This is a genomic window from Eubacterium ramulus (assembly GCF_045002895.1).
In the GTDB taxonomy this organism is placed as follows: domain Bacteria; phylum Bacillota; class Clostridia; order Lachnospirales; family Lachnospiraceae; genus Eubacterium_I; species Eubacterium_I ramulus.
Genome location: NZ_CP173382.1, coordinates 1694760 through 1717927, shown reverse-complemented (window position 1 = coordinate 1717927; position 23168 = coordinate 1694760). Strand labels below are relative to the sequence as shown.

The window sequence follows — 23168 nt, the reverse complement described above, 5'->3', positions numbered from 1 at the left end:
ACAATTTAACATTATAAAAACAACTATATATTCTCTTGAATTAGTGTTAAAATAAACATTAATTCAAGAGAATTTTTGGCGTATAAATAATCGAGGTGTTTAGACAAATGATTACAGATTTCAGAGAACAGGTGAAAAATGACAGTCTTTGGATCGATGAATCCCAGATCATGCATTTGCCGGGTGTGATACAAAAAGAATATGAACTTTTGCGGGAGAGCATTGAAAAAGACGATATTTTCGGCTCTGTATTCAGATTGAAAGACATCTATGAAACCTGTTTGAAAATTCCTGTGATCATTGCGATGATTGTCATTGATTCTGCCATAAAAAGAGACGATACATATGTTCCGTCAACCAGCGAACAGTTAATGCAGGAAAAAAATGCTAAGATTCAGGAAAACGCCTGTGCGCAGAAAAACGATGAGGAAGTTTTTTTGCAGTTTAGAAAAATCATGGCTAAAATGCTGAGAAAACCGTTATCGATTGGATCATGGGCAGAACTGCTGAATTCAATTTGTAAATGTGCAGGAATTTTTGGATTTCATGAGTATTTAACAGAGCTTTTGAACCGTACAAGTATTTTGCAAAGGGTACAGCCACATAAAAATACGGACGAAGAAAGATACGATAGTATCGGTAACTGGAGAAATAAAGTGATCGGTCATGGTACGCTTATGATGGATGCTGATATATACTGGCTACAGGCATATGATTTGCTGGAAGGTTTACAGGCATATTTTTCAAAAACGGCGGATGGGGTATCTGTGGATGATTTATATAGCCACATTTATTTCGAGGAGTCCGATGGCATTATTCTGAATATCGCAGGAAAACGATATCGGGATTCAGAGTTTGTCTATGAAATTGACAGAGAAAAGTTTTTCTTTGATTCCTACTTTAACGATCAGAAGTATGTGGAAGTGACAAATTATCTGAGTGATACAAAGCGAATAGATGGAAATGTTTATTTCCAGTCCAGATATCAGGAATGTTTTTCCAATACTGAAAATAAGCAGCGGAAAGTCAGAGAAAAAATAGCGGACAGTGAAGAACGGGAAGTATTTGCATGTCTGAATCATACGCCGCATTATGAAAAACCACAATTTCTGATCAATGAGATCCGTCAATTTATGAATGATTATCCGAAGGGGATTTTATATATTCAGATGGAACGCGGAATGGGGAAATCAACCTTGGCGCATCATTTGGATGGCAGATACCAGAAGGGAATCCTTCAACATGATCTGAATGCAATTGTAAGGGTTTACCATATCCGTGATACACTGTTCCGGACGGAGAATCGCATTGTGGATTTTTATACTTCCTTGGATGAAAACCTGAGAAGTTTTGACGGAAAGAAACGGTTAGAGGTAGATGAAGAAGAATATGAAATGCCAGATGGAAGGAATTTGAAGCAGGAGATCCGAAAAGGTGAAGCCTGTGCTGGTCAGGCATTTATCGAATATCTGAATTTGTTCAGAAAAAGATACGAAGAAGAACTTGTCGAGGAATGTGAAGACCCAAAGCTGGTCTATATTATAGACGGTATTGATGAATTGAATTCTGATACGGAGAATCTGTTGAATTCTTTACCGACAAATGAGCAATTTCGGAAAATGCCAGATGCAGATCATGTGTATATCGTAATACTTTCGAGGTTAAAAACGGAAGAGACACTTACACCGACATCTGCTGCCTGTATTCAAAAATGTGAGGAGATGAGTGGAGAACATACACTGACCGTAGACGGAAACAATAAACAGTATGTGGCACTGTTGAAACGATATATAAAGTTGAATTTTTCTGGAATTACAGAGAAAGCATGCAAACAAATTATTGAAAAATCACATCGGAAGTTTTTGTATGTACAGCCGTATATTGCCATGGGAGATGTTATTTTTCAAAGTGGTGGAAAAGTGACGACGGCTGTTGTGGCAGAAAATTATATAAAGGAATTGTTAAAAAGATACTGGGGTGTAAGCCAGAGGACCTTGTATCTGATGTTTGCTTCCATTGCAGTGTTTGGAAATATTCGCTTGGAAGAGATCTGTCACCTGATTCTTTTTCATGGTGTGAGTTTTGATGCAATTGGATGTATGAATGATATTCTTCCGTTATTGACTGTGAAACGGTCGGATGGCGCCGACGTATATGAATATGCCAATGAAGAATTTCAGAAAGCTGTAGAACGGATCTGCGAATCGGCGCTCCCGGAAGTCATTCGCAGATTTCGTATCAGTCTGATCTCCTGGTATGATAGTGTGGATCAAAAATCTGACGGGTACGAAGGACAGTGGGAGTTTTATGTCAAAAAACTGTTGCTTGTGGATGAATATGCACAATGGTTAAATATGCAGAATGAAGAAATGTATATCAAAACGGTTATGAGTATGGATGTGAAAGCACCCAATACGGTATATGCAAAATGGATTTCAGATACCTTGGATATTGATATATTAAGGTTGTTGGAAACGATGCATTTTACGATATTGCTCGAAAGTGGCAGAATAGAACGACAGTGGTTCGGTAGTGTAATGCATGATCCGCAGATTTGGAAAAATCCATATAAAAATAAATTTATGCAGTGTAGATATGAGTTTTTGAATAAATTTATTAATCATTGTAAGAAACATCAGAAAATTAATGTGTGGTTTCAGTATCTGGTTTTGGAAAAAACCAGTTTACTTAGAGCATATGCAGATTTTACTGCTTTTGAAAAAATTGTGGATGTTTGGCATGATGAAAAATTAGTGGATTATCTAATACAGTCAGTAGAGTCAGATTTGGCAGAAAAAAAAGAATGGACGTATGCAGTTTATCTTGAGGTGTTGCTTAATATAGTAGAAGATGAACGGATTCAGAATAAAATCTTACATTGCCTGATTATGACATATCGTTTTTACATTAACAAAAATGGCAGTGTTTCTTCACGTATGTTGTTTGAAGATGTGCGCAGGGAAAAGATGTTGATGGTGTTAGAAAAAGCGCAAAAAAGTGGTTTATTTAAACAGTCAGAATTAAATTTAATAGGAGAGATGCTTGGAGAAGGATATGTGTTTTCTACGGCTGTTTTTCGATTGCAGCAGTATTACGATAACATGGAAAGTTGTACGCCAGAAGAAGTGTTAGGGCGACTAGAAAGCGTTCTGTTGCCAACGTATCAACTTGGATTTGAAGTGAAAGACGAAGATGGGCTGTATCAAAAATCATGTGTTGCAATTGCAGAAAAATTGTTACAGCAGGTGGAAACTTTGTATCAGGAGCAGGAATATAAACAGGTTCATACAATTTTATCTCATTATGAATTATATCGTTTACTTGAAATATGTAAAAAATCAGAAAAAGAAGTGTTGGAACGCTGGTTGTTTTTGTACAGTATGGATGCCAGAAGACTCTGGAATAGTGATAATGTAGCAGGATTAGAGGAATTGCAGGGGACATTTCGTTGGGTAATGAGATGTTATGATGAACACATAAAAGAGCAACCGACGAGAATTGGAATATCAGTAGGGGGTGAAAACTGGCAGGAAGAAGATGACTGGGAGAAAATTTATCCACTGAAATATTGGGAAGAAGATTATATTTTATGTTGTGACTGGTATACTTGTTCTATTCTTCCTTATGCAAGTAAAAAAATTGAGTACAGCTTGACCAGAGGAATGGGTTTACTTTTGCAGGAACTGTTCCGTTCTGGAGATCTGGAAGCATATTATATACTCAACAGACAAATTGAAGTGACCTATCGTAAATATGGCTTTACAGATCGGGATCTAAAAGGTGAAATTGGTTCATTTGAAAGCTTACGCTATATGTATTGGCTGGCGGTGCGTTATGATCGCAGCCTGCAAGGGTACGATCATCGAACAGAAGCAGAATTATATGGCATATTAAAGAAGGAATATCAGATCAGATGGAACTATTTGAGAAACTGTATTCGTAAATTGAAAAATGGTGATGATACATTAGAATCTCCTCAGGGTATTGTCAGAAATACAATTAGAATGTTTGAGTTTGTAAAGCTGATACCGGATTCGATTGTGTGTCTGGAAGATGCGAAAGAAGCATACTTTGACGAAATGAATGCAGCAAAGAAAAAGAGAAAAGACAACAGGCTGATCTGTGAATGGATTGATCAACAACTGAAAAATATGTCTGCTATAAATGAGCAAATTTGAAAAATTGCACAAAACTACACTGCGAATTTCATAAATGAATCAAAATCATTGCTTTCCTTTGCGCATTGAAAAAGATAACGATACTTTTCCAGCTGAATGGTATCACAGATTTCGTGATATCCAGTTTCAAACGAACAGAACCTACCAGTACCCACTGCACACATGAAATGTGCCAGTGACATAAGTAGCCAGTACCTTTTGATTCCCTGTGCAGAGCGTATCTGATAGCTGTCCAGTGCCAGTTTATCCTTACACTGGCGGAAAAATACTTCAATCGGCCATCGACACACATACCAGGAAAGAATCTCCTGTGTAGACAGGGCTGCGTTTGTACTGATGAAAGCACGCAATGCTTTGGGATTACCAAATGCTTTTTCCGGATAACTCAAAAGAACTACCGCATTTTCTATGCCGTTGAGGTTTCCCTCGTACCGGTACACATAATAGTTTCGTTTTTTGACTGTCACAAGGTCAAATTCACGATGTGTAACAGACAATTCGGCGGCCAGTTCACGAAGTTTCTTTTTCATTCCCGATGGATACAGCAAACGGTTTGTTTTCAAAGCACCGATGGTATGGAACCCTCTCTGTGCAAAGGTATTGATTATCTTTTCAGAAACATACCAGCAGTCGCAAAGAAAATAGGACATTACCGGTGGAACAGGCAGCTCCTTTGCAATGCTTTGTACAATGTCAATCTTGGAAATTGACTTATTGTACATTACAAAAGCATAGTTCAGAACAATGCCATTGCAGGAAAGCATAACAGCAACTGCCTGATGCCCGTAATCCGGTTTTCCCTTTAAATGGGATTGGTGAAAATACGCATCTTCAATCGGATGTAAAGCCTGTGACGAAGGCTTTGTCTTTGAAGCAATCGTATCGTCCACAATACAGAGAACAGGTTTTCCGGTGCGTGCTGCTTCTGAATAAATAATCTCAATGACAGAGCATTTTAACGTATCTGAAAGTAAGGAATCATCCCATTTTCCGGAATTGAGGAAATGGGCAATCGTAGTTCTGTGGCAGGAACTGTTTTTAGCAAAGTCCGTGGTTTTTCCATGATATCCTGAAATGAAAATACTGATTAGGATACTCATAAGATGGTTTATTACTCGGTTCGAATAAAATTTGCATAAGTTTAATTTTTTAAACTGGTTGTATATGAATGAGGAATGATGTATAGTATTTGCGAGAGACACCTTCTTTCGTAAATGTTGCAAATGTTTGTTTTGGCACTTTCATTATACAACACATGGAATCGAGGTGTCTTTCTTTTATGCAAAATCACGAACTTGCTCATTTATAGTATGTCTGAATAAAAAGGATAAAGGGGAAGCAGGATGCCATACAGTGATTTGACAAAGAATTTTGAAAATGTACGGGATTATCTGAAAGAATTTTATATTTATGGTTTCCGTAAGAGAAATGAGATTGTTTTAAAACAGGATCAGAAAGAGAAGAAAAGAAATGAAGAAAATGAAAGAACTTCAGCAGCAAGAACTTATGATGACAGAAAGCGGAAGATAAAAAGCTGGCTTGGAAAAACCTATATGCAGGACAGAGATTATCTGGAAGGCAGAGTGCCATATATTTCGGTTGACAGCAGAGAGATTGTTCATAATCCGTTGTACACTGCCTTTAAAACAAGTACGTTTTCTCAAAATGATATCTTATACTATTTCTTTTTGCTGGATTTTATGACAAAAGATGAGTGGTTGTCAGTTCGGGAAATTATGACAAATTTGAGATCCTATATGGCTAAAATCTATGATGCAGTTCTTGAAGTGAAAAAAGAACGAGAAAAACGGACGGGCAAAATTGAAGCGATAGATCATGATGATAAAAAATTCGAAGTGAATGAAAAGAATGTGAAAAAAATATTAGATGAGTATGTGCGTGTTGGGATTCTGAGAAAAGAATCTGGAAAATTACATGAAAAGAGAGGGAATGTTTTTACACTTGCAGAAAATAGTGTGGAGCTAAATTCTTGGAAGGATGCAATCCAGTTTTTTTCTGAAATGAATCAGCTGGGTGTGATTGGTTCTTATTTGTTGGATAAAATGAATCAGATCGAAGAAATGAATTCCAGTATAGAAGAAATCGAGTCTAAAATTGAAAAAGACGATTCGCGTCTATCAGATCAGAAAAAATATCAGGTAGAGTCGTTCACTTTCTATTTTAAACATCATTATCTGTTGTATGCTTTGGACAGTGAAATAATTTTGAATCTATTACTTGGTATCCGGAAAAAAAGGTATCTGGAAGTAGTTGTATGGAGCAGAAAGAAGAAGAAAAATGTATTTCATGTGGTTCCGTTGAAAATACATGTCAGTACACAAAATGGCAGAGTGTATCTTGTTTGTTATAATGCGGAAAAATCGGATATCCGTTTGCTTCGTGTGGATTTCATGCAAAAGGTGGAACAAAAAGAGATATGCGATGAGGATCTGTACGAAAAAATACAGAGAGAATATGCGGTTCGTAAGCCTTATTTGTGGGGTGTCGAGATAGGAGATCCGAAAGAAACTTCACATGTGGAGATGACGATACAGATTGGAGATGACGAAGCTTATATTTTACAGCGGCTGGAACGTGAAAAAAGAAATGGTCATGTGGAACAGATAAGTGCAAATCAATATAAATATGTGGCAGATGTTTTTGATGCGATGGAGTTACTGCCGTGGATCCGAACTTTTACAGGAAGGATCGCAAAGTTGGAGAGCAGTAATCCGTTATTAAAGCAGAAGTATGAAGAAGATTTAGAAAAATTGTATGCGATGTATGGTGGAGGAGACGAAGATGATGTTTCATAAGATTTATGGGAATTATTATAATGCAGTGACGGCTGTTTTGAATTACGCTGTACGTAAACCGATATCAAGAGATAGAATAACAGATATTATTCAGGAATATGAATATGCTTTTGAAGAAATGACATTTATGCTGCCGGATGATATTGGACCAGAGGGGAGATGGTCTCTATTAGATAAAGAAGGAAAATCTATTTTAAATAATCAAGTTGACAGACCACTTACAACACTGGAAAAACGTTGGATAAAATCGTTACTTTCTGATCCCAGAATCAAATTGTTTCAACCAGATGAAACAGGTTTGGAAGATGTGGAACCTTTGTTTGACAGCGAAGATTTCGTGTATTACGATCAGTATCAAGATGGAGATCCTTATGGGGATGAACACTATATTAAGATTTTCCGCAGTATTTTGGAGGCTGTTCACGAGCAGAAATCCGTGCAGATATTATATCAGCGAAAAAATGGAACAGAAGAATGGCAGAGTTGTAATCCAATTCGAATCGAGTATTCGCAGCGGGATGACAAGTTTCGGGTATTATCTTCTGTTAATGGAAAGATAGCTACCTTTAATATTGCAAAAATTTCTGAGGTCAGACAACAAGGGGATTTTTATCCGATAGAAGAGACAGAGACGAAATTTCATGGAAAAAGATCCGTAGAATTGTTAGTGGAAGATACTGGACGTATATTGGAACGTTTATTGTTACAATTTTCTATTTATGAAAGAACTACAGAGTGTATTGGAGAACATACTTACAAAATTATTTTAAATTATGAAGAGGAGGATGAAACAGATTTGTTGATACGGATTTTGTCATTTGGTCCACGGATCAAGGTGATTGGTCCGACAAATTTTGTAAAAAGAATGAGATATAGACTGGGAATGCAGAAAAATAAATTAGAGATGTAGGAAAAATGCGAGCACATTTGAGTGTTCGTATTTTTTTGGGCTATTTCAAGGATGAGATGTATTCTATAATCAGAAGCATCAAGAAGCAAGCGGATGATGGAAAGGAGCTTACATATGATTTTATATAAATACAGCGCAGATTGTTCAAAGATGGAATTGGAAAATAAAAAGCAGGACAATAATGAATATGCAAGATTTTATTCTTATCAGAGTCCGATTACAGCACTTAATAATAAATTTTATACTATTTATAGTGTGGAAAAAAAGGTGCGGGTAGTCATATCAAAAGTTTGGGATGATAAAATGACGCTTGTAGCAGTGCAGAAAATGGAAGCAGATGCTGAAGAATGTGAGAAAATTATAAAAAAGCATTTGCCGGAGATAGACATTTTGAAACGGGAAGAAATCACCAGTGAAGAATTCGGAAAGGAGCTGACACGCGCAGAACGGAATGATTGGATTGAACGGTCGAAAGATTCCATATTCAGAGAACTTCAAATGACCATCGCACCATGTAATTATGGATTGTTTGATGGAGTTCCGTATAAGGTGAGTGAATCTGTTTATTCAGAACATGAGATGTCAAAACAGACATGTGAAAATTATTTAAGGGACATTCTGGCTTCCGATGATTTTTATGAAGAAATAGATAGAATCTATTCAAATGAAAATGAGCATCGTTTTGTTGGTCATCCGGTGCATTACCTGATTACTGCGGGGGATAAGAAAGCGGTAGATGATATGATCGATGTGCTGATTCCGGCATTATTGAAAAATAAAAGACTATTAAGTGGAAGAGTATGCTATGTAGAAAATATTCAGCCAAAGGCAAAGCACGAAGAAGGATTTTTTAATATTTTTTCTGCATTTGAGGGCGGAACGGTTGTGATCAATCTTGCTGGTGAGAATGATCTTGGAATGTATGCGACGGGATATCATGAACTGGCAGAGGAACTTGGACAAAAATTAGGTGAATATGGAAATAACACATTATTTATATTTGTAGATGTGTCCGGAAAAAGAACGATTGCAAATGAGACGATAGCGGCAATCCTCTGCCATGCGGATATGATCCAGATTAAGGAAGGATATGGGAATCTGAAGCGTGCAGAGGCATATTTAAAACGCTTGGCAGAAAAAACAGAATACACAGATTATAAAGTGGAGGATCTGACACAATATTTACCGGAAGATAGAGAAATTTATTTTGTGTCTGATATTTTTACCGCTTACAATCAGTGGTATGGAAGAGGATTAAAAACACATATTTATAAAGCTTACAAAGAAAAAGACATTACACGGATTGAACTGAAAAAGAAAATGGATCAACCATATGTGGAATTGCAGAAAATGGTGGGGTTATCTGATGTGAAAAAAGTGACAGATGAGATTTTGGCAGCAGCAAAAATGCAGAAGATGCGTAAAGAAATGGGATTGCCGGAAACAAAAGCTTCCATGCATATGCTTTTTTCTGGAAACCCGGGAAGTGCTAAGACAACAGTTGCGCGACTTCTAACTCAAATTTTGAAAGAAGAAGGTGTGCTTTCCAATGGACATCTTGTGGAATGTGGACGTCAGGATCTGGTTGGAAAATATGTCGGATGGACAGCTAAGATCGTTGAGGAAAAATTCAAGGCAGCACGGGGAGGAATCCTTTTTATCGATGAGGCATATTCCCTTGTGGAAGACGGAAAAACATATGGCGCAGAGGCAATCAATACGATTGTACAGCAGATGGAAAATTACCGTGAGGAAGTTATTGTTATTTTTGCCGGATATCCGGAGAAAATGAGTGAATTTCTGGAGCAGAATGAAGGATTGGCAAGCAGAATCGCATTCCATTTGAAGTTTCCGGATTATACCGCACAGGAGCTGGTTCAAATCATGGATCTGATGCTGGAAAATCAGGGATACCAGATTAATGACCAGTATACAAGAGAAAAATGTCTTGCTATTTGTGCACAGGTGTGCACGGAGAAAAATTATGGAAATGGAAGATTTGTACGAAATATGCTGGAACAGGCAATGATGAAGCAGGCAGACCGGTTGCTGCGTGGAAGTGGAAATCTGGAATTATCAAAAGAAGAAGCAAGTAAACTGATTGCAGAAGATTTTGAAATGCCGGAAGAAAGGAGGACGCAGAACAGAAAAATTGGATTTGTAGTTTGCTAAAGAAAATATGTAAAAACGGGAGTTTTTTAGGATGCTAAACAAAATTTGAAAGTAAACTGTTGGTTCAGTGACAGAAAAGATAGGGCGTATTATAATTCGCTTAGATGGAGGCGTTATATGCATAGGGGAGAATAACAAACAATCATGGAGAGGTAGCTCAGTAGGTAGAGCAACGAAAAAAATGGAGTCTTGTAGGAGACTCTTACAGCAATGATTTTAAGCTTGGTAAGCCGTTTGTCGTAGGTTCAAATCCTACCCTCTCCTTAGACTGGCTTAGCTCAGTGGTCAGAGCGCAGGATATAAAAAGTGAATCTTGTATAAGATTCTTACAGCAATATTTTTAGAGGATGATTAGGAGGATCCTGAGATGGTTGGTTCAATTCCAACAGCCAGTATTCAAAAAAATCGGATGCGATTTGCAGCCGGAGCGAAAAACAGACAGTATGGAGGTTAAGAAGATGGCATTTATGAATGAACTGTATAAACAGATGACACAGGAAAAACAGACAACAGAAAATGGTGCGATTGGTTACAGAACCTCCGGAAAACAACTGTTGGATGCGAATTTCGCCGTGAGCAGTATGCGGGATTGGTGCGATGAGAGGATTCGTCAGATGTTTACGAAGGTATATTATGAAAATCCGCTTCTTGCAGTAAAGTGGCTTTTTTATCTCCGGGATATTCGTGGAAATGGAATGGGAGAGCGTCATATATTCAGAGTCTGTATGAACTGGCTGCTGAAAAATCATTATGAATATGCAAAAAATGTCGTGTTATTGATACCGGAGTATGGACGATTTGATGACTGTTTTTGTCTGATTGATACACAGGCAGGCAAAGAAATTATACGTGCAATGAAAATGCAGCTGATGCGGGATCTGGAAGCTGTGGAAACAGGCGGCCAGGTGTCTTTATTGGCAAAGTGGCTTCCATCCTGTCATACAAGTTCAGCGGAAACACGAAAACTGGCGCGGGATATCTATCAGGCGTTTGGATTTTCGGAAGAAGAATATCGCAAGATCCTTTCCAAACTGAGAGCTTACCTGAATGTAGTGGAAGTGAAAATGTCTGCAAACCGATGGGATGATATTGATTATAGCAAAGTGACATCCCGGGCGAATTTAATTTATGGGCGGGCATTTTTGAAAAATGACGAAATGCGCAGAAGGGATTTCCTGAATAAATTAGTGCGGGGAGAAGAAAAAATCCATGCGGATACCTTATTTCCGAGTGATATTGTTTCAAAATATTATGAGAGAGGTTCTTATCGCTGGAAATTCAATTTAAAAGCTAAGGATGATACGTTGGAAGCATTATGGAAGGCACTGCCGGATCATGTTTCCGGTGACGCATCTACTCTGGTGGTTCGGGATGGTTCCGGATCTATGACTGTCAATGTAGGAAATACGGATATGACGGCTTTGGATGTAGCAACAGCGTTGGCTATTTATTTTTCAGAACATTGCAGGGGAGAGTTCAAGAATCAGTTTATTACCTTCAGTGCATGTCCACAGCTCGTAGATCTGTCTTGTACTGAATCCTTGCGGGATAAACTGGAGATATGCAGTGCTTATGATGAATGCAGCAATACCGATATTCAAGCTGTTTTTCAGCTTATATTGAATACTGCACTTGCAAATGATATGCCGCAGGAGGATATGCCGCGCAATATTCTGATTATTTCAGATATGGAATTTGATTCTGCGGTTACATATCCGGGATCTTTGCGAAGAAGTGAAAAAGGTGGATTGCTGTCTCTGTTTGAGCAGATCCGCAATGAATATGAATCCAATGGATATCAGATGCCGCGTCTGGTGTTCTGGAATGTTTATTCCAGAACAAATACGATTCCGTTGCAGCAAAATGAGGCTGGTGTGGCTTTGGTCAGCGGATTTAATCCAACGGTTTATCAGATGGTACTTTCCGATGAACTGGATCCATATCGCTGCCTGCTTCAGCAGTTAAATGCAAAAAGATACGATGCGGTAGAACAGGCACTAGGTGAGAAAAGAGGTTAGAGAAAAATGAAATATTATATCAGCGATCTGCATTTGTTTCATGAAAATGCGATCCGTTTTGACCAGCGTCCCTTTGAGTCGGTGCAGCAGATGCATGATACGATTTTGAAAAACTGGAATGACCGGGTGATGAATGGCGATTATGTATATATTTTGGGCGATGTGAGCATGCGGGGCAAAAACGAAGACTTGATTGCATTTGTTGCACGGCTGAAAGGCAGAAAGGTGCTGATCAGGGGAAATCATGATGATGTATCGGATTACCGTTATCAGCAGCTGTTTGCAGAAATTTGTGATTACAAAGAGATTCATGATTCTGTTGGAAAAGAAAAGTATGGATTGGTGTTATCCCATTATCCGATTTTTTCCTGGAAAAATATGGGACGGGGAAAGATTTTATTATATGGACATACCCACGTAAGCGCAGAAGATCAATTTTATCAGCAGTGTTTAAAGCAGATGAAAGAGAATGACTGCCGTCATGTATATGATAAGGATTTGCGGGCATTTAACGTGGGATGTATGCTGCCTTATATGGATTATACACCGCGGACCCTAGAAGAAATCATGACAGAGGCAGGGGAATGTTTTTATGCAAGATAGAATGAGTAATAGTAATGAATGTAAAATAAAAATCACCTGCGTTTTGAGATGGAGATGCATTTAGATGGAAGGAACATATATAGATGAATTTACCGATTAGTGTAACACAAAATGATTTATTGGAAATTTTAATCAATATCGCACCGGTCAGACCAGTGTTTATCTGGGGCGCTCCGGGAATCGGGAAATCCGCATTGGTGGAACAGTTTGCGCGGGAAGTAGAAATGCCATGTGTTTCCCTTCTTGGAAGCCAGCTTGCACCGGAAGATATCATTGGTATTCCACAGATCCGGGGAGAGACTTCTGAATTCCTTCCTCCGAAGATGATCGCACGGAAGGAACCGTATGTTCTTTTTCTGGATGAATTAAATGCTTGTACACAGGAAGTGCAAAAAGCTTTTTATTCGTTGATCCATGAACGCCGAATTGGAGAATATCATCTGCCAGAGGGAAGCATTGTAGTGGGCGCCGGAAACCGGGCACAGGACAGTGCAATTGTAAAAACAATGTCATCAGCATTGATCAACCGTATGTTTCATGTTCAGATGAAAGCAGATGCCAGACAGTGGATCAAATGGGCACAGTCAGAAGGACTTCATCCATGGGTGATCGATTATATTATTCAAAGACCGGATCATCTGTTCTCAGAACCGCCAAAGACAGAAGAACCATTCTCTACACCGCGCTCCTGGCATATGCTCAGTGATGCGCTGACAGAGTATGGTGTCGGAAAGCGAGCGGTCTCAATGGAGACTTTAAAAATGCTTGCGTATGCCTGCATTTCTGACGCACATGCAGGCATGTTTCTGGCGTATACCAAGACGCTGCGAAATACACACTTGCTGGATGAGATTATTGCACAGAAAGCAAAATGGCCGGGAAAACCAGAAGAGCGGGATGTCCTTTATTTTTTAGCGCAGTCTTTCCGGGCAAAATTGCTTACGGAACTTCCAAAAAGCAAACAGGATATTTCCGGAAATATGCTTTCGTTTGTCTATCGGGCAAAAGGTATGATTAAAGAATTATCTGCAATTAATTTTGAAATTGCGCAGATGACAGTCGCGGCGGATGACCAGGAAGCTTTACCGGACTGGTTTATGATGGAGGTAATCAGAGATCTGCCGAGGCTGGTGCATTAAATGATATGGTTTGAGAAATAACTGATGATAGATTTGTAAGTTAAGGAAAATGCAGGAAAAGAGGTGTAAAAATGCCGCGATTTGTTGCAAGATACTATTGGGAAAAGATAAATCACCGGGATATCAGAATCTGACTTCGGGATATCAGTTATTGGATCAGCATCCTCTTTTTCATAAGCTGGATGGTGTGGTTTGGTCCAAAACATCTCACCTGAATGCAAAAGGCAGCATTGCGTGTGTCTCGAAGGATGGCAATGTTTATGTAAATGAAAAGGCAAAGATTTCGCCGCAACAATGGTGTTATATCCTGGCGCATAATTTGCTGCATCTTGCATTTGGACATTTTGACCGTGACAAAATCCCTTCAGAGTTAGAGTATATTCCGACACTCTGGAATAAGGCATGTGATATTTATATTACGCGATTTCTGTATGACATACGACTTGGGGAGCCGATTTGTGAAGACCCGGCGGAATTATATGCAATTAAACTGAACGATGAGCGAAAAATATACGAATATCTTTTGGAACAACAGGATAGTGGTATACAGCAGTATGGGACAAATTCGGAAAAATTAAAAGATATGATTGGTGTGGAGTCTCCAAAATTTTATAAAAATGGAGAGAAAAACGAGTATGTGGAAACGTTTTCTTATGCAATCACGCATTCTATTAAATCTGCAATCAGCAATGCCGGGGGATATGAGTTTACGCCACAAAAAGATACGATTGTGGCGCATGCAGCAGCCTGGTTTTTAACACATTATCCGCTTCTTGGCGGCGTGGCAGCATCTTTTCAGATTGTAGAGGATATTACCCTATGTCATAAATATGAGATACATATAGCGGCAGTGGATGCAGAAAAAGGCGTCATCTACGTCAATCCAACGTGCCAGTTGTCCGAAAAAGAGTGGATGTTTGTTCTGGCGCATGAATATCTGCATGCAGGGCTGCAGCATTACAAACGTTGTCATGGCCGGGATCCCTATTTGTGGAATGTGGCCTGTGATTATGTCATCAATGACTGGCTGAATGAGATGGAGATCGGTGAAATGCCATCGGAAGATCTGTTGTATGATGAAACGCTGCATAATATGTCTGCGGAAGCCATTTATGACAGAATTGTCAAAGAAATACGGAAATATAAAAAATTGGATACGTTTCGCGGATATGGAAAAGGGGATATTTTTGGCGGTAATGGTCCTCGTTTTGAAGGAATGGGAAAAGGCGTGTCTCTGGATGAATTTTTCAAGAGTGCATTGCGGGAAGGACTGGATTTTCATGTGGCAAACGGACGTGGATATCTGCCAGCAGGTTTAGTAGAAGAAATCAGGGCATTATCCATGCCTGTGATTCCTTGGGATGTGGAACTGGCGCGGTGGTTTGATGATCAATTCCCGCCCCTGGAAAAGCATCGCAGTTATGCAAGACCAAGCAGAAGGCAAGGGGCGACACCGGACATTCCGAGACCAAGTTATGCTCTTCGGAGCCAGGATCTTGAGAGCAGAACATTTGGTGTTGTGGTAGACACATCAGGCTCTATGTCACAAAAACAGCTGGGGATGGCATTGGGGTCGATTGCCAGTTATGCATCTGCAAAGGATGTTCCTTTTGTACGAATTATTTTTTGTGATGCAAAAGCAACAGATGTCGGTTATCTGGCACCGGAAGAGATTGCTGGAAAAGTAAAAGTGACTGGCCGCGGGGGAACAATTTTGCAGCCGGGTGTTGATTGCCTGGAAAAAGCAACAGACTTTCCAGTAACCGGTCCAATTCTGATTATTACAGATGGAATGATAGAACATGATTTAAAAATAAAACGGGAGCACGCGTTTTTGCTGCCGAAAGGTAATAAATTGCCGTTTCATCCAAAGGGGAAAGTGTTTTATTTTAAAGAATAAATATGTAGAAGCAATTCAAATTGAAGGGAACTTGGATTCAGGAGGATAAATGATGTTTGATTTTGTGGTATCCAAAGATTATAAAAAAATGATGCAGGAGAATCAGATAGAATTAACGGATTGGGAAAAGGCAACTTTGATTTACAATCATCCAAGTGCAAGATATATCGAAAAGATGTGGGAACTTCTGGCGTTGAAGAAACAGACAGAGGATGAATATGTATAAAGCACAAGTATATTATAATACACATACAGTAAAAAAATGGTATTTTAAGTATATATTTCTGAGAATGTAAATAACAGGGGACTGAGCAGAATAATAGGAGTTCTGCTCAGTCTTTTTGCATATAAGAAGAAATAATAAGCAAGATGGCGCAGAGGATAGTGTGCAGGATAACAGGGGGGATTATTTTTTCCTCCGCAGCATTTGCAGCACTCGATCGATTCTTTGCTGTTCTGCGGGATTTAGTCCCTGGCGCAGATGCTGGATAATAAAATCGGTTTCGTCTGTGGTAAACGAGAGATTCTGATTTTTGGCTTTTGCGACAAAATTCATAAGAAAAGCCATCATATCTCTGGAAGAATTTGGCTTTTCCTGATTCATGAAATTCATGAGGAAGGCTAGTTTTTCCGGGGATATGTTCTGAAAAGCCGGATTTTGTGAAAAAAAGTTCTGATCCATAAATAAGTCCTCCTGATAGTATTATTTTCAAATTGAAATAGACTACATATGCGAGATATGTATGAGCGTGATGGCAATAAAAAGAATCATTTTTACATATTCAGAATGCCTGTCACAGAGGTAATGTCGAGAAGATTTAAAATCATGTCAATCTGATCCCGTTCCTGTGGTGTGCAATATTCCCGCAGGACATTCAGAATCTGATGAGTACGTTCTGTGGGAGACTCGTTGGAACAAATTCGCAATTCCTGTGCCTGCATTTCCGGGGCTGCATCAAATAACTGCATCGTGCGCTGCAGTTCGATCATCCGGACCATCATGGAGACCATGCGCTGCTGCGGTTCGTAGAGATAGGGCACAATGGCTTTCAGCATCTGGATCGGCCGGTTTTGTATCAGAGTATCCAGTACAGGTGGTGTATGTTCGTTTTCGTGTTCATTCATAGGAGATATCACGTCCATATCTGATGTTTTTTATAATGTATGAAAAAAGTATGCGATTATGAGTAGAAAATTACAATCCATGAAAGGAAAGCAATAAAAGAGAAGAGTATAAATAAAACAGGCGAAACTAAGTTTATTTCATATAATAATAGAGAATTCATTGTCTGATTATGGAGGATATCGCATATGGGAAAATTAGTTTATGATGGTAAAAGTGTATATGAGATAGATGAAGACTGCCTGCGGAAAAAGGAAGAACGGGAACGGAAGAAGGAGATGGAGTGGCAGAGAAAAGAATCTGAGAAGAATAAGAACCGGAGGCGTTGACGCCTCCGGTTCTTGAGGTTTAGAAGCAGCCACAGCCGTTTCCATTGTTGTTTCCACCGTATCCGCCACAGCAGCACAGAAGCAGGATGATCCAGATTGCTTCACTGCAGCCATTTCCACCCAGGAAAGAGCCGTTGCCATTTCCACATCCGCCGCCGCAGCAGCACAAAAGTAAGATAATCCAGATAATGTTATTGCATCCGCATCCGTTGTCGTTAGAGCATCCACAGTTTGTAGCAGCTAAATCACTCATGTTGATAGCCTCCAGATTTTTATTTACAATTCATAGTATGTATGTGGCTTGTCAGTGTTTCCTGAAAAAAATGCGTATTTTTTATCATTGATTGTATTTTCTGTTTATTCGTTCTGATTTTTGTTTGTTTTTCTGTTTTTTTATAAAAAATTTTTTGCTTTAACTTGACAAAGTGAAAAAGAGAATGTATGATTGTATGCAATGAGTTTAATTGCATACAATGCACATGATTGTATACAAGTATATAAGGTGAGGAGCGAATAACATGCGTAAAGTAGTAATGAATAAGCATAATAATCTGTTGCAGTTGGAAGAGCATTTTTATCAGCTGGTAGATGTAGATGAACCAAATACATTTAGAAATCTGTTCCCATATGAAGAGATTCCGAAAATTGCGTTCAATGACCGAATTGTACCGCATAACATGCCGGACGATATCTGGATTACAGATACGACATTCCGTGACGGACAGCAGTCAAGAGCTCCGTACACTACCGATCAGATTGTAACGATTTACGATTATTTGCATAAACTGGGCGGTCCGAAGGGAATTGTCCGCCAGAGTGAGTTTTTCCTGTACAGCAAAAAAGACCGTGATGCAGTGTACAAATGTATGGAACGTGGATATAAGTTCCCGGAGGTTACAAGCTGGATCCGTGCAAGTAAACAGGATTTCGAATTAGTAAAAGACATCGGACTGCGTGAGACAGGTATCTTGGTCAGCTGTTCCGATTACCATATTTTCTATAAAATGAAAATGACCAGACGTGAGGCCATGAATCATTATTTGAGTGTCATCCGTGAATGTCTGGAGACAGGTATCAGCCCACGTTGTCATTTGGAAGATATCACAAGATCTGATATTTACGGATTTGTGATTCCGTTTTGTGTGGAACTGATGAAACTGATGGATGAATACAAGATTCCGATCAAAGTGCGTGCCTGCGATACGATGGGATATGGCGTTAACTTCCCGGGTGCTGTTATTCCGCGAAGCGTACCGGGTATCATTTACGGTCTGACCACACATGCCGGTGTACCGTCTGAACTGATTGAGTGGCATGGACACAATGATTTTTATAAAGCGGTTACCAATTCTACCACAGCATGGCTGTATGGTGCCTGTGGTGTCAACTGTTCTCTGTTTGGTATCGGAGAGCGTACCGGTAACACACCACTGGAAGCAATGGTATTTGAGTATGCACAGCTGAAAGGAACACTGGATGGCATGGATACTACGGTGATCACAGACCTGGTTGATTATTTTGAAAAGGATCTGGATTACACACTTCCGAGCAGAACACCGTTTGCCGGCAAGAACTTCAATGTAACAAGAGCCGGAATCCATGCAGACGGATTGCTGAAAAACGAAGAAATCTACAATATTTTTGATACAGAAAAATTCTTAAAGAGACCGGCACTGGTATCTATTTCCAATACTTCCGGTCTGGCTGGAATCGCACACTGGATCAACAGCTATTACAGACTGCCGCAGGAGCGTCATCTGGACAAAAACTCAGAATTGGTGCATAAACTGAAAGACTGGGTAGATGAGCAGTATGATGAAGGCCGTGTAACTGTTCTGACAGATAACGAGCTGGTTGTTAAAATTACAGAGTGTTGCCAGGAACTGGGTATTATTTTATAATAAGGGGGCAAAACAGGATGGGAGATAACCATTCGCTTAGTGAAAAAGTATTTCATAAACTGCAGGAAGACATTTTGTCCGGCAAATATGCAGTGGATGAGGAATTGAAGGAAAAAACGATAGGCGATGAGCTGGGGGTCAGCCGGACTCCGGTACGTGAGGCATTGCGTCAGCTGGAACTTCAGGGGCTGGTGACTATCACACCGAACAAAGGCGCACATGTGACCGGATTTTCCAAGGAAGATCTGAATGATATTTATGAGATACGATCTGTGATGGAAGGTTTGTGTGCCAAGTGGGCAGCGAAAAAAGCCACTCCGGAGCAGATTGAGGAACTGGAAGAAATTGTATACCTGACAGAGTTTCATGTGTCGAAGGGACATAGCAGTCAGGTATTTGAATTGGATAATAAGTTTCATGAGACATTATATCAGGCATCCGGAAGCAAAGTGCTGGCCGGGGTACTGACAGATTTTCATAATTATGTGCAGCGGGTACGCAAGATGACATTAAAGTCAAAGGAGCGTTCGGAAAAATCAAATGATGAGCACCGGATGATCGCACAGGCCATTCATGATCATGATCCGGAGAAAGCACAAATGCTGGCAAATCAACATATCATGAGAACCATTGAAAATATCGATCACTGTGGCTGGGATAATCTGCTGCAGGAATCAAGTGTAGAGAATCAGAAAAACGGGAAATAAGGATCGGAGGATAATTACCATGGAAAAAATTAAAATGACCACACCGTTAGTTGAAATGGATGGAGACGAAATGACCAGAATTCTCTGGCAATATATCAAAGACGAGTTATTACTTCCATTTGTAGATCTGAAGACAGAGTATTACGATCTGGGACTGGAGTACAGAAATGAAACAGACGACAAGGTAACTTTCGATTCTGCTTATGCCACACAGAAATACGGTGTAGCTGTAAAATGTGCAACTATCACACCAAATGCAGCCCGCGTAAAAGAGTATAATTTAAAAGAAATGTGGAAGAGCCCGAACGGAACCATTCGTGCGATCCTTGATGGAACAGTTTTTCGTACACCAATCAAGGTAAAAGGCATTGAGCCATGCGTAAAGAACTGGAAAAAACCGATCACCATTGCCCGTCACGCTTACGGTGATGTATACAAAGCTTCTGAGATGAAGATCCCGGGACCGGGAAAAGTTGAACTGGTTTATACTGCTGAGGACGGAACTGAGGTAAGAGAACTTGTACACAACTTTACAGGTGCAGGTGTCGTTCAGGGACAGCATAATATCTGCAAATCCATCGAGAGTTTTGCAAGAAGCTGCTTCAACTACGCACTGGATTTGAAGCAGGATCTCTGGTTTGCAACAAAAGATACGATTTCCAAAAAATACGACCATACATTCAAAGATATTTTCCAGGATATCTATGATGCAGAGTACAAAGAAAAATTTGAGGCTGCAGGCATCGAGTATTTCTACACACTGATCGATGATGCGGTTGCCCGTGTCATGAAAGCGGAAGGCGGATTTATCTGGGCCTGCAAAAACTATGACGGTGATGTTATGAGTGATATGATCTCCTCTGCATGCGGATCTCTGGCTATGATGACTTCTGTACTGGTTTCCCCAAGTGGCGTATACGAGTATGAAGCTGCACACGGAACCGTTATGAGACATTATTACAAACATCTGGCTGGCGAGGAGACATCTACCAACTCTGTAGCAACGATTTTTGCATGGACCGGTGCATTGCGCAAACGTGGAGAACTGGATCGTCTGCCGGAATTAGTAAAATTTGCAGATAATCTGGAAAAAGCTTGTATTGATACAATAGAATCTGGTAAAATGACAAAAGATTTGGCATTAATTACAGAATTAGAAAACCCGGTTGTATTGAACAGCCTTGATTTTATCAAAGCAATTCGTGAGACACTGGAGAAACTGTACGCATAAGAAGTACACAAAAAGCAGTGCTGCTTTAATCGCTGATTCTGCAAGCTGCCAAATACAAAGCATGGTTCAGAGTCAGATAGAACAGAAAGACTCAGATCTATCCGGCATAAATGGACACTGATTCGATAAAGAAAAATGAAAAACAGGAATCCTGCGGACTGCAGGATTCCATTTTTAAGGTGAGGAAGAAAATATATGATTTTAGCATGTCAAAATATCAGCAAATCATTTGGTGTGGAACCGGTGATCCGAAATGTGAGTTTTCATGTGGAAGATCAGGAAAAAGTGGCGATTGTAGGAATCAACGGTGCCGGAAAATCCACGCTGTTGAAAATTATTGTTGGGGAACTGCCGGCGGATGAAGGTACGGTGACCCTGGCAAAAGGAAAGACACTGGGGTATCTGGCACAGCATCAGGATATGGACGATGCACGGACAATCTATGAGACAGTACTGGAAGGAAAACGCCAGCTCATTGATATGGAGCAGAAAATCCGTGAACTGGAAGAAGGAATGCAGTCTGTATCAAAAGAAGAGATGGAATCTTATATGGAGAGCTACCATAAGCTGCTGCATGAGTTTGAAGCCAGGGATGGTTATTCATACCGCAGTGAGGTTTCCGGTGTGTTAAAAGGTCTTGGATTTTCCGAGAATGATTTTGAGAAACACTGCAACGAACTGTCCGGTGGACAGAAGACACGTGTGTCTCTGGCGCGTCTGCTGGTGACTCATCCAGATATCATCCTGTTGGATGAGCCGACGAACCACCTGGATATCGAATCTATTCAGTGGCTGGAGACATTTCTGATGAATTACAAAGGTGCTGTTGTGATTGTTGCCCATGACCGGTATTTTCTGGATCGGATTGTCACAAAAGTAGTGGAGATCAGTATGCATAAATCTGCGGTTTTTGACGGCAATTATACGGAGTATGCGAAGAAAGCAGCATTTGCCCGGGAGGAAGCACTGCGTGCCTATTACAATCAGCAGCGGGAAATCAAACATCAGGAAGCAGTTATCGAAAAATTGAAATCTTTCAATCGTGAAAAATCGATAAAGCGTGCGGAGAGTCGTGAAAAACAGCTGGCAAAAATAGATGTACTAGAAAAACCGCAGGAAGAAAAATCTGAGATGCATATGACACTGACTCCTTCTGTTATTAGCGGAAACGATGTACTGCGGGTGGAAGGTCTGTCCAAAGCTTATGATCAAAAGAAACTGTTTCAGGACATTTCTTTTGAAATCAAGCGTGGCGAACGGGTGGCTCTCATCGGTCAGAACGGAACCGGAAAAACAACGATTTTAAAAATATTAAATGAAAAAGTGGATGCAGATGCAGGTTCATTCACACTGGGAACGAATGTGAAAATCGGATATTACGACCAGGAGCAGCAGGTTCTTCATATGGAGAAGACATTGATGGAGGAGATTGCGGACGATTATCCAAAACTGACCCAGACCAGGATTCGAAATATTCTTGCTGCATTTTTATTTACCGAGGACGATGTGTTTAAAAGGGTCAGTGATTTAAGTGGTGGTGAGCGCGGTCGTCTGTCACTGGCAAAACTGATGCTCTCTGAGGCAAACTTCCTGATTTTGGATGAGCCTACGAATCATCTGGATATCGCTTCCAAAGAGATTCTGGAATCGGCTCTGAACCGTTATGAGGGAACGGTGTTGTTTGTATCTCATGACCGTTATTTTATTAACCGGACAGCGACCCGGATTCTGAATCTGACAGAGCAGAAGATTGTCAATTACATTGGCAATTATGATTATTATCTGGAGAAAAAAGAAACAAATGAACGGGCCTATCTGAATACCGGTGAGACGGTGGAAGTTGTGAAAGAAGATGTTTCTGAGGGGAAAACAGACTGGCAGTCTCAGAAAGAAGAGCAGGCCAAAAAGCGCAAAATCCAGAACCGTGTGAAAAAGATTGAGGAAGAAATTGAATCTCTGGAGGAAAAACTGTCGGAGCTGGAGGAACAGTTCCAGGATCCGGCGGTGGCTACTAATTCAGCCAAACTAGGAAAACTGCACAGTGAGCAGGTGGAAGTCCAGGAAAAACTGGATGGTCTGTATGAAGAGTGGGAAGCACTTGCATCGGATTGATAAAAAATTGACAAAAAGAAATGAACTGT

The 23168-nt window shown here is 40.0% G+C and carries 18 protein-coding genes and 2 tRNA genes; 16 read left to right on the top strand and 4 right to left on the bottom strand.

The features are described 5' to 3' along the window. Positions 1-107: 107 nt before the first annotated feature. A complete protein-coding gene (locus ACIRUQ_RS08240; protein WP_055289607.1) occupies positions 108-4178 on the top strand; it encodes a hypothetical protein in 4071 nt (1356 codons plus the stop codon). 14 nt (positions 4179-4192) lie between these two features. On the opposite strand, the gene ACIRUQ_RS08235 is transcribed toward ACIRUQ_RS08240, so the two are convergent. Next, the gene (locus ACIRUQ_RS08235; RefSeq protein WP_055290736.1) at positions 4193-5278 is read right to left on the bottom strand and encodes a transposase; all 1086 of its coding nucleotides are present in this window, start codon (positions 5276-5278) and stop codon (positions 4193-4195) included. Between the two features lie 243 nt (positions 5279-5521). Here ACIRUQ_RS08235 and ACIRUQ_RS08230 point away from each other — a divergent pair, with 243 nt between their 5' ends. The 10 genes from ACIRUQ_RS08230 (at position 5522) to ACIRUQ_RS08185 (ending at position 15962) form a co-directional block, all read left to right on the top strand. Further along, entirely contained in the window at positions 5522-6994 is a 1473-nt protein-coding gene (locus ACIRUQ_RS08230) for a WYL domain-containing protein (protein ID WP_055290552.1), read from the top strand. Continuing rightward, positions 6981-7904, top strand: coding sequence for a WYL domain-containing protein (locus tag ACIRUQ_RS08225; RefSeq protein WP_070103976.1), 924 nt, complete (start codon positions 6981-6983; stop codon positions 7902-7904). The genes ACIRUQ_RS08230 and ACIRUQ_RS08225 overlap by 14 nt, the downstream gene beginning before the upstream one ends. Positions 7905-8018: 114 nt before the next feature. Continuing rightward, on the top strand, positions 8019-10076 hold the full coding sequence (locus ACIRUQ_RS08220) for an AAA family ATPase (protein WP_055290550.1): 2058 nt from the start codon (positions 8019-8021) through the stop codon (positions 10074-10076). 146 nt (positions 10077-10222) lie between these two features. Further along, positions 10223-10340: transfer RNA gene (locus ACIRUQ_RS08215), tRNA-Thr, on the top strand. A 3-nt stretch (positions 10341-10343) separates the two neighbouring features. Continuing rightward, positions 10344-10471: transfer RNA gene (locus ACIRUQ_RS08210), tRNA-OTHER, on the top strand. A gap of 63 nt (positions 10472-10534) precedes the next feature. Continuing rightward, entirely contained in the window at positions 10535-12094 is a 1560-nt protein-coding gene (locus tag ACIRUQ_RS08205) for a DUF2828 family protein (protein ID WP_055290549.1), read from the top strand. 6 nt (positions 12095-12100) lie between these two features. Continuing rightward, positions 12101-12697, top strand: coding sequence for a metallophosphoesterase (locus tag ACIRUQ_RS08200; protein WP_055290548.1), 597 nt, complete (start codon positions 12101-12103; stop codon positions 12695-12697). 83 nt (positions 12698-12780) lie between these two features. Next, positions 12781-13836 (top strand): AAA family ATPase, encoded by a 1056-nt coding sequence (locus ACIRUQ_RS08195; protein ID WP_055290547.1) that lies wholly within the window; start codon positions 12781-12783, stop codon positions 13834-13836. Between the two features lie 97 nt (positions 13837-13933). Further along, positions 13934-15736, top strand: a complete 1803-nt coding sequence (locus ACIRUQ_RS08190; RefSeq protein ID WP_207642785.1) for a DUF2201 family putative metallopeptidase — start codon at positions 13934-13936, stop codon at positions 15734-15736. Between the two features lie 49 nt (positions 15737-15785). Beyond that, complete coding sequence (locus tag ACIRUQ_RS08185) at positions 15786-15962, top strand: hypothetical protein (RefSeq protein ID WP_156330988.1); 177 nt, start codon at positions 15786-15788, stop codon at positions 15960-15962. A 180-nt stretch (positions 15963-16142) separates the two neighbouring features. Here the strand turns inward: ACIRUQ_RS08185 and ACIRUQ_RS08180 are convergent, their stop codons facing one another. Both ACIRUQ_RS08180 and ACIRUQ_RS08175 read right to left on the bottom strand, forming a co-directional pair. Next, positions 16143-16418 (bottom strand): hypothetical protein, encoded by a 276-nt coding sequence (locus ACIRUQ_RS08180; RefSeq protein WP_055290546.1) that lies wholly within the window; start codon positions 16416-16418, stop codon positions 16143-16145. Between the two features lie 92 nt (positions 16419-16510). Beyond that, positions 16511-16861, bottom strand: a complete 351-nt coding sequence (locus ACIRUQ_RS08175) for a hypothetical protein (RefSeq protein WP_022036027.1) — start codon at positions 16859-16861, stop codon at positions 16511-16513. A 186-nt stretch (positions 16862-17047) separates the two neighbouring features. Between ACIRUQ_RS08175 and ACIRUQ_RS08170 the strand changes: the two genes are divergently transcribed. Next, positions 17048-17188 carry a hypothetical protein gene (locus ACIRUQ_RS08170; protein WP_172679899.1) on the top strand — a complete coding sequence of 47 codons (141 nt, stop codon included), beginning with the start codon at positions 17048-17050 and terminating at the stop codon, positions 17186-17188. Between the two features lie 19 nt (positions 17189-17207). Here ACIRUQ_RS08170 and ACIRUQ_RS08165 read toward each other — a convergent pair whose 3' ends face one another. Beyond that, positions 17208-17441 carry a hypothetical protein gene (locus ACIRUQ_RS08165; RefSeq protein WP_044963458.1) on the bottom strand — a complete coding sequence of 78 codons (234 nt, stop codon included), beginning with the start codon at positions 17439-17441 and terminating at the stop codon, positions 17208-17210. A 265-nt stretch (positions 17442-17706) separates the two neighbouring features. Here ACIRUQ_RS08165 and ACIRUQ_RS08160 point away from each other — a divergent pair, with 265 nt between their 5' ends. The 4 genes from ACIRUQ_RS08160 to ACIRUQ_RS08145 all read left to right on the top strand — a co-directional run bounded on the left by ACIRUQ_RS08160 (position 17707) and on the right by ACIRUQ_RS08145 (position 23139). Next, positions 17707-19089 (top strand): HMGL-like protein, encoded by a 1383-nt coding sequence (locus ACIRUQ_RS08160; protein WP_021739160.1) that lies wholly within the window; start codon positions 17707-17709, stop codon positions 19087-19089. Positions 19090-19106: 17 nt separating this feature from the next. After that, entirely contained in the window at positions 19107-19796 is a 690-nt protein-coding gene (locus ACIRUQ_RS08155) for a GntR family transcriptional regulator (RefSeq protein ID WP_055290545.1), read from the top strand. Positions 19797-19815: 19 nt separating this feature from the next. Further along, on the top strand, positions 19816-21027 hold the full coding sequence (locus ACIRUQ_RS08150) for an NADP-dependent isocitrate dehydrogenase (protein ID WP_021739158.1): 1212 nt from the start codon (positions 19816-19818) through the stop codon (positions 21025-21027). 195 nt (positions 21028-21222) lie between these two features. Further along, complete coding sequence (locus tag ACIRUQ_RS08145) at positions 21223-23139, top strand: ABC-F family ATP-binding cassette domain-containing protein (protein ID WP_055290544.1); 1917 nt, start codon at positions 21223-21225, stop codon at positions 23137-23139. Positions 23140-23168: the final 29 nt, after the last annotated feature.

What these genes read in the sequence shown, in the direction of transcription:
- ACIRUQ_RS08240 (WP_055289607.1), top strand. Translation starts at nt 108, where the DNA reads ATGATTACAGATTTCAGAGAACAGGTGAAAAATGACAGTCTTTGGATC.
- ACIRUQ_RS08235 (WP_055290736.1), bottom strand. Translation starts at nt 5,278, where the DNA reads ATGAGTATCCTAATCAGTATTTTCATTTCAGGATATCATGGAAAAACC.
- ACIRUQ_RS08230 (WP_055290552.1), top strand. Translation starts at nt 5,522, where the DNA reads ATGCCATACAGTGATTTGACAAAGAATTTTGAAAATGTACGGGATTAT.
- ACIRUQ_RS08225 (WP_070103976.1), top strand. Translation starts at nt 6,981, where the DNA reads ATGATGTTTCATAAGATTTATGGGAATTATTATAATGCAGTGACGGCT.
- ACIRUQ_RS08220 (WP_055290550.1), top strand. Translation starts at nt 8,019, where the DNA reads ATGATTTTATATAAATACAGCGCAGATTGTTCAAAGATGGAATTGGAA.
- ACIRUQ_RS08205 (WP_055290549.1), top strand. Translation starts at nt 10,535, where the DNA reads ATGGCATTTATGAATGAACTGTATAAACAGATGACACAGGAAAAACAG.
- ACIRUQ_RS08200 (WP_055290548.1), top strand. Translation starts at nt 12,101, where the DNA reads ATGAAATATTATATCAGCGATCTGCATTTGTTTCATGAAAATGCGATC.
- ACIRUQ_RS08195 (WP_055290547.1), top strand. Translation starts at nt 12,781, where the DNA reads ATGAATTTACCGATTAGTGTAACACAAAATGATTTATTGGAAATTTTA.
- ACIRUQ_RS08185 (WP_156330988.1), top strand. Translation starts at nt 15,786, where the DNA reads ATGATGTTTGATTTTGTGGTATCCAAAGATTATAAAAAAATGATGCAG.
- ACIRUQ_RS08180 (WP_055290546.1), bottom strand. Translation starts at nt 16,418, where the DNA reads ATGGATCAGAACTTTTTTTCACAAAATCCGGCTTTTCAGAACATATCC.
- ACIRUQ_RS08175 (WP_022036027.1), bottom strand. Translation starts at nt 16,861, where the DNA reads ATGAATGAACACGAAAACGAACATACACCACCTGTACTGGATACTCTG.
- ACIRUQ_RS08170 (WP_172679899.1), top strand. Translation starts at nt 17,048, where the DNA reads ATGGGAAAATTAGTTTATGATGGTAAAAGTGTATATGAGATAGATGAA.
- ACIRUQ_RS08165 (WP_044963458.1), bottom strand. Translation starts at nt 17,441, where the DNA reads ATGAGTGATTTAGCTGCTACAAACTGTGGATGCTCTAACGACAACGGA.
- ACIRUQ_RS08160 (WP_021739160.1), top strand. Translation starts at nt 17,707, where the DNA reads ATGCGTAAAGTAGTAATGAATAAGCATAATAATCTGTTGCAGTTGGAA.
- ACIRUQ_RS08155 (WP_055290545.1), top strand. Translation starts at nt 19,107, where the DNA reads ATGGGAGATAACCATTCGCTTAGTGAAAAAGTATTTCATAAACTGCAG.
- ACIRUQ_RS08150 (WP_021739158.1), top strand. Translation starts at nt 19,816, where the DNA reads ATGGAAAAAATTAAAATGACCACACCGTTAGTTGAAATGGATGGAGAC.
- ACIRUQ_RS08145 (WP_055290544.1), top strand. Translation starts at nt 21,223, where the DNA reads ATGATTTTAGCATGTCAAAATATCAGCAAATCATTTGGTGTGGAACCG.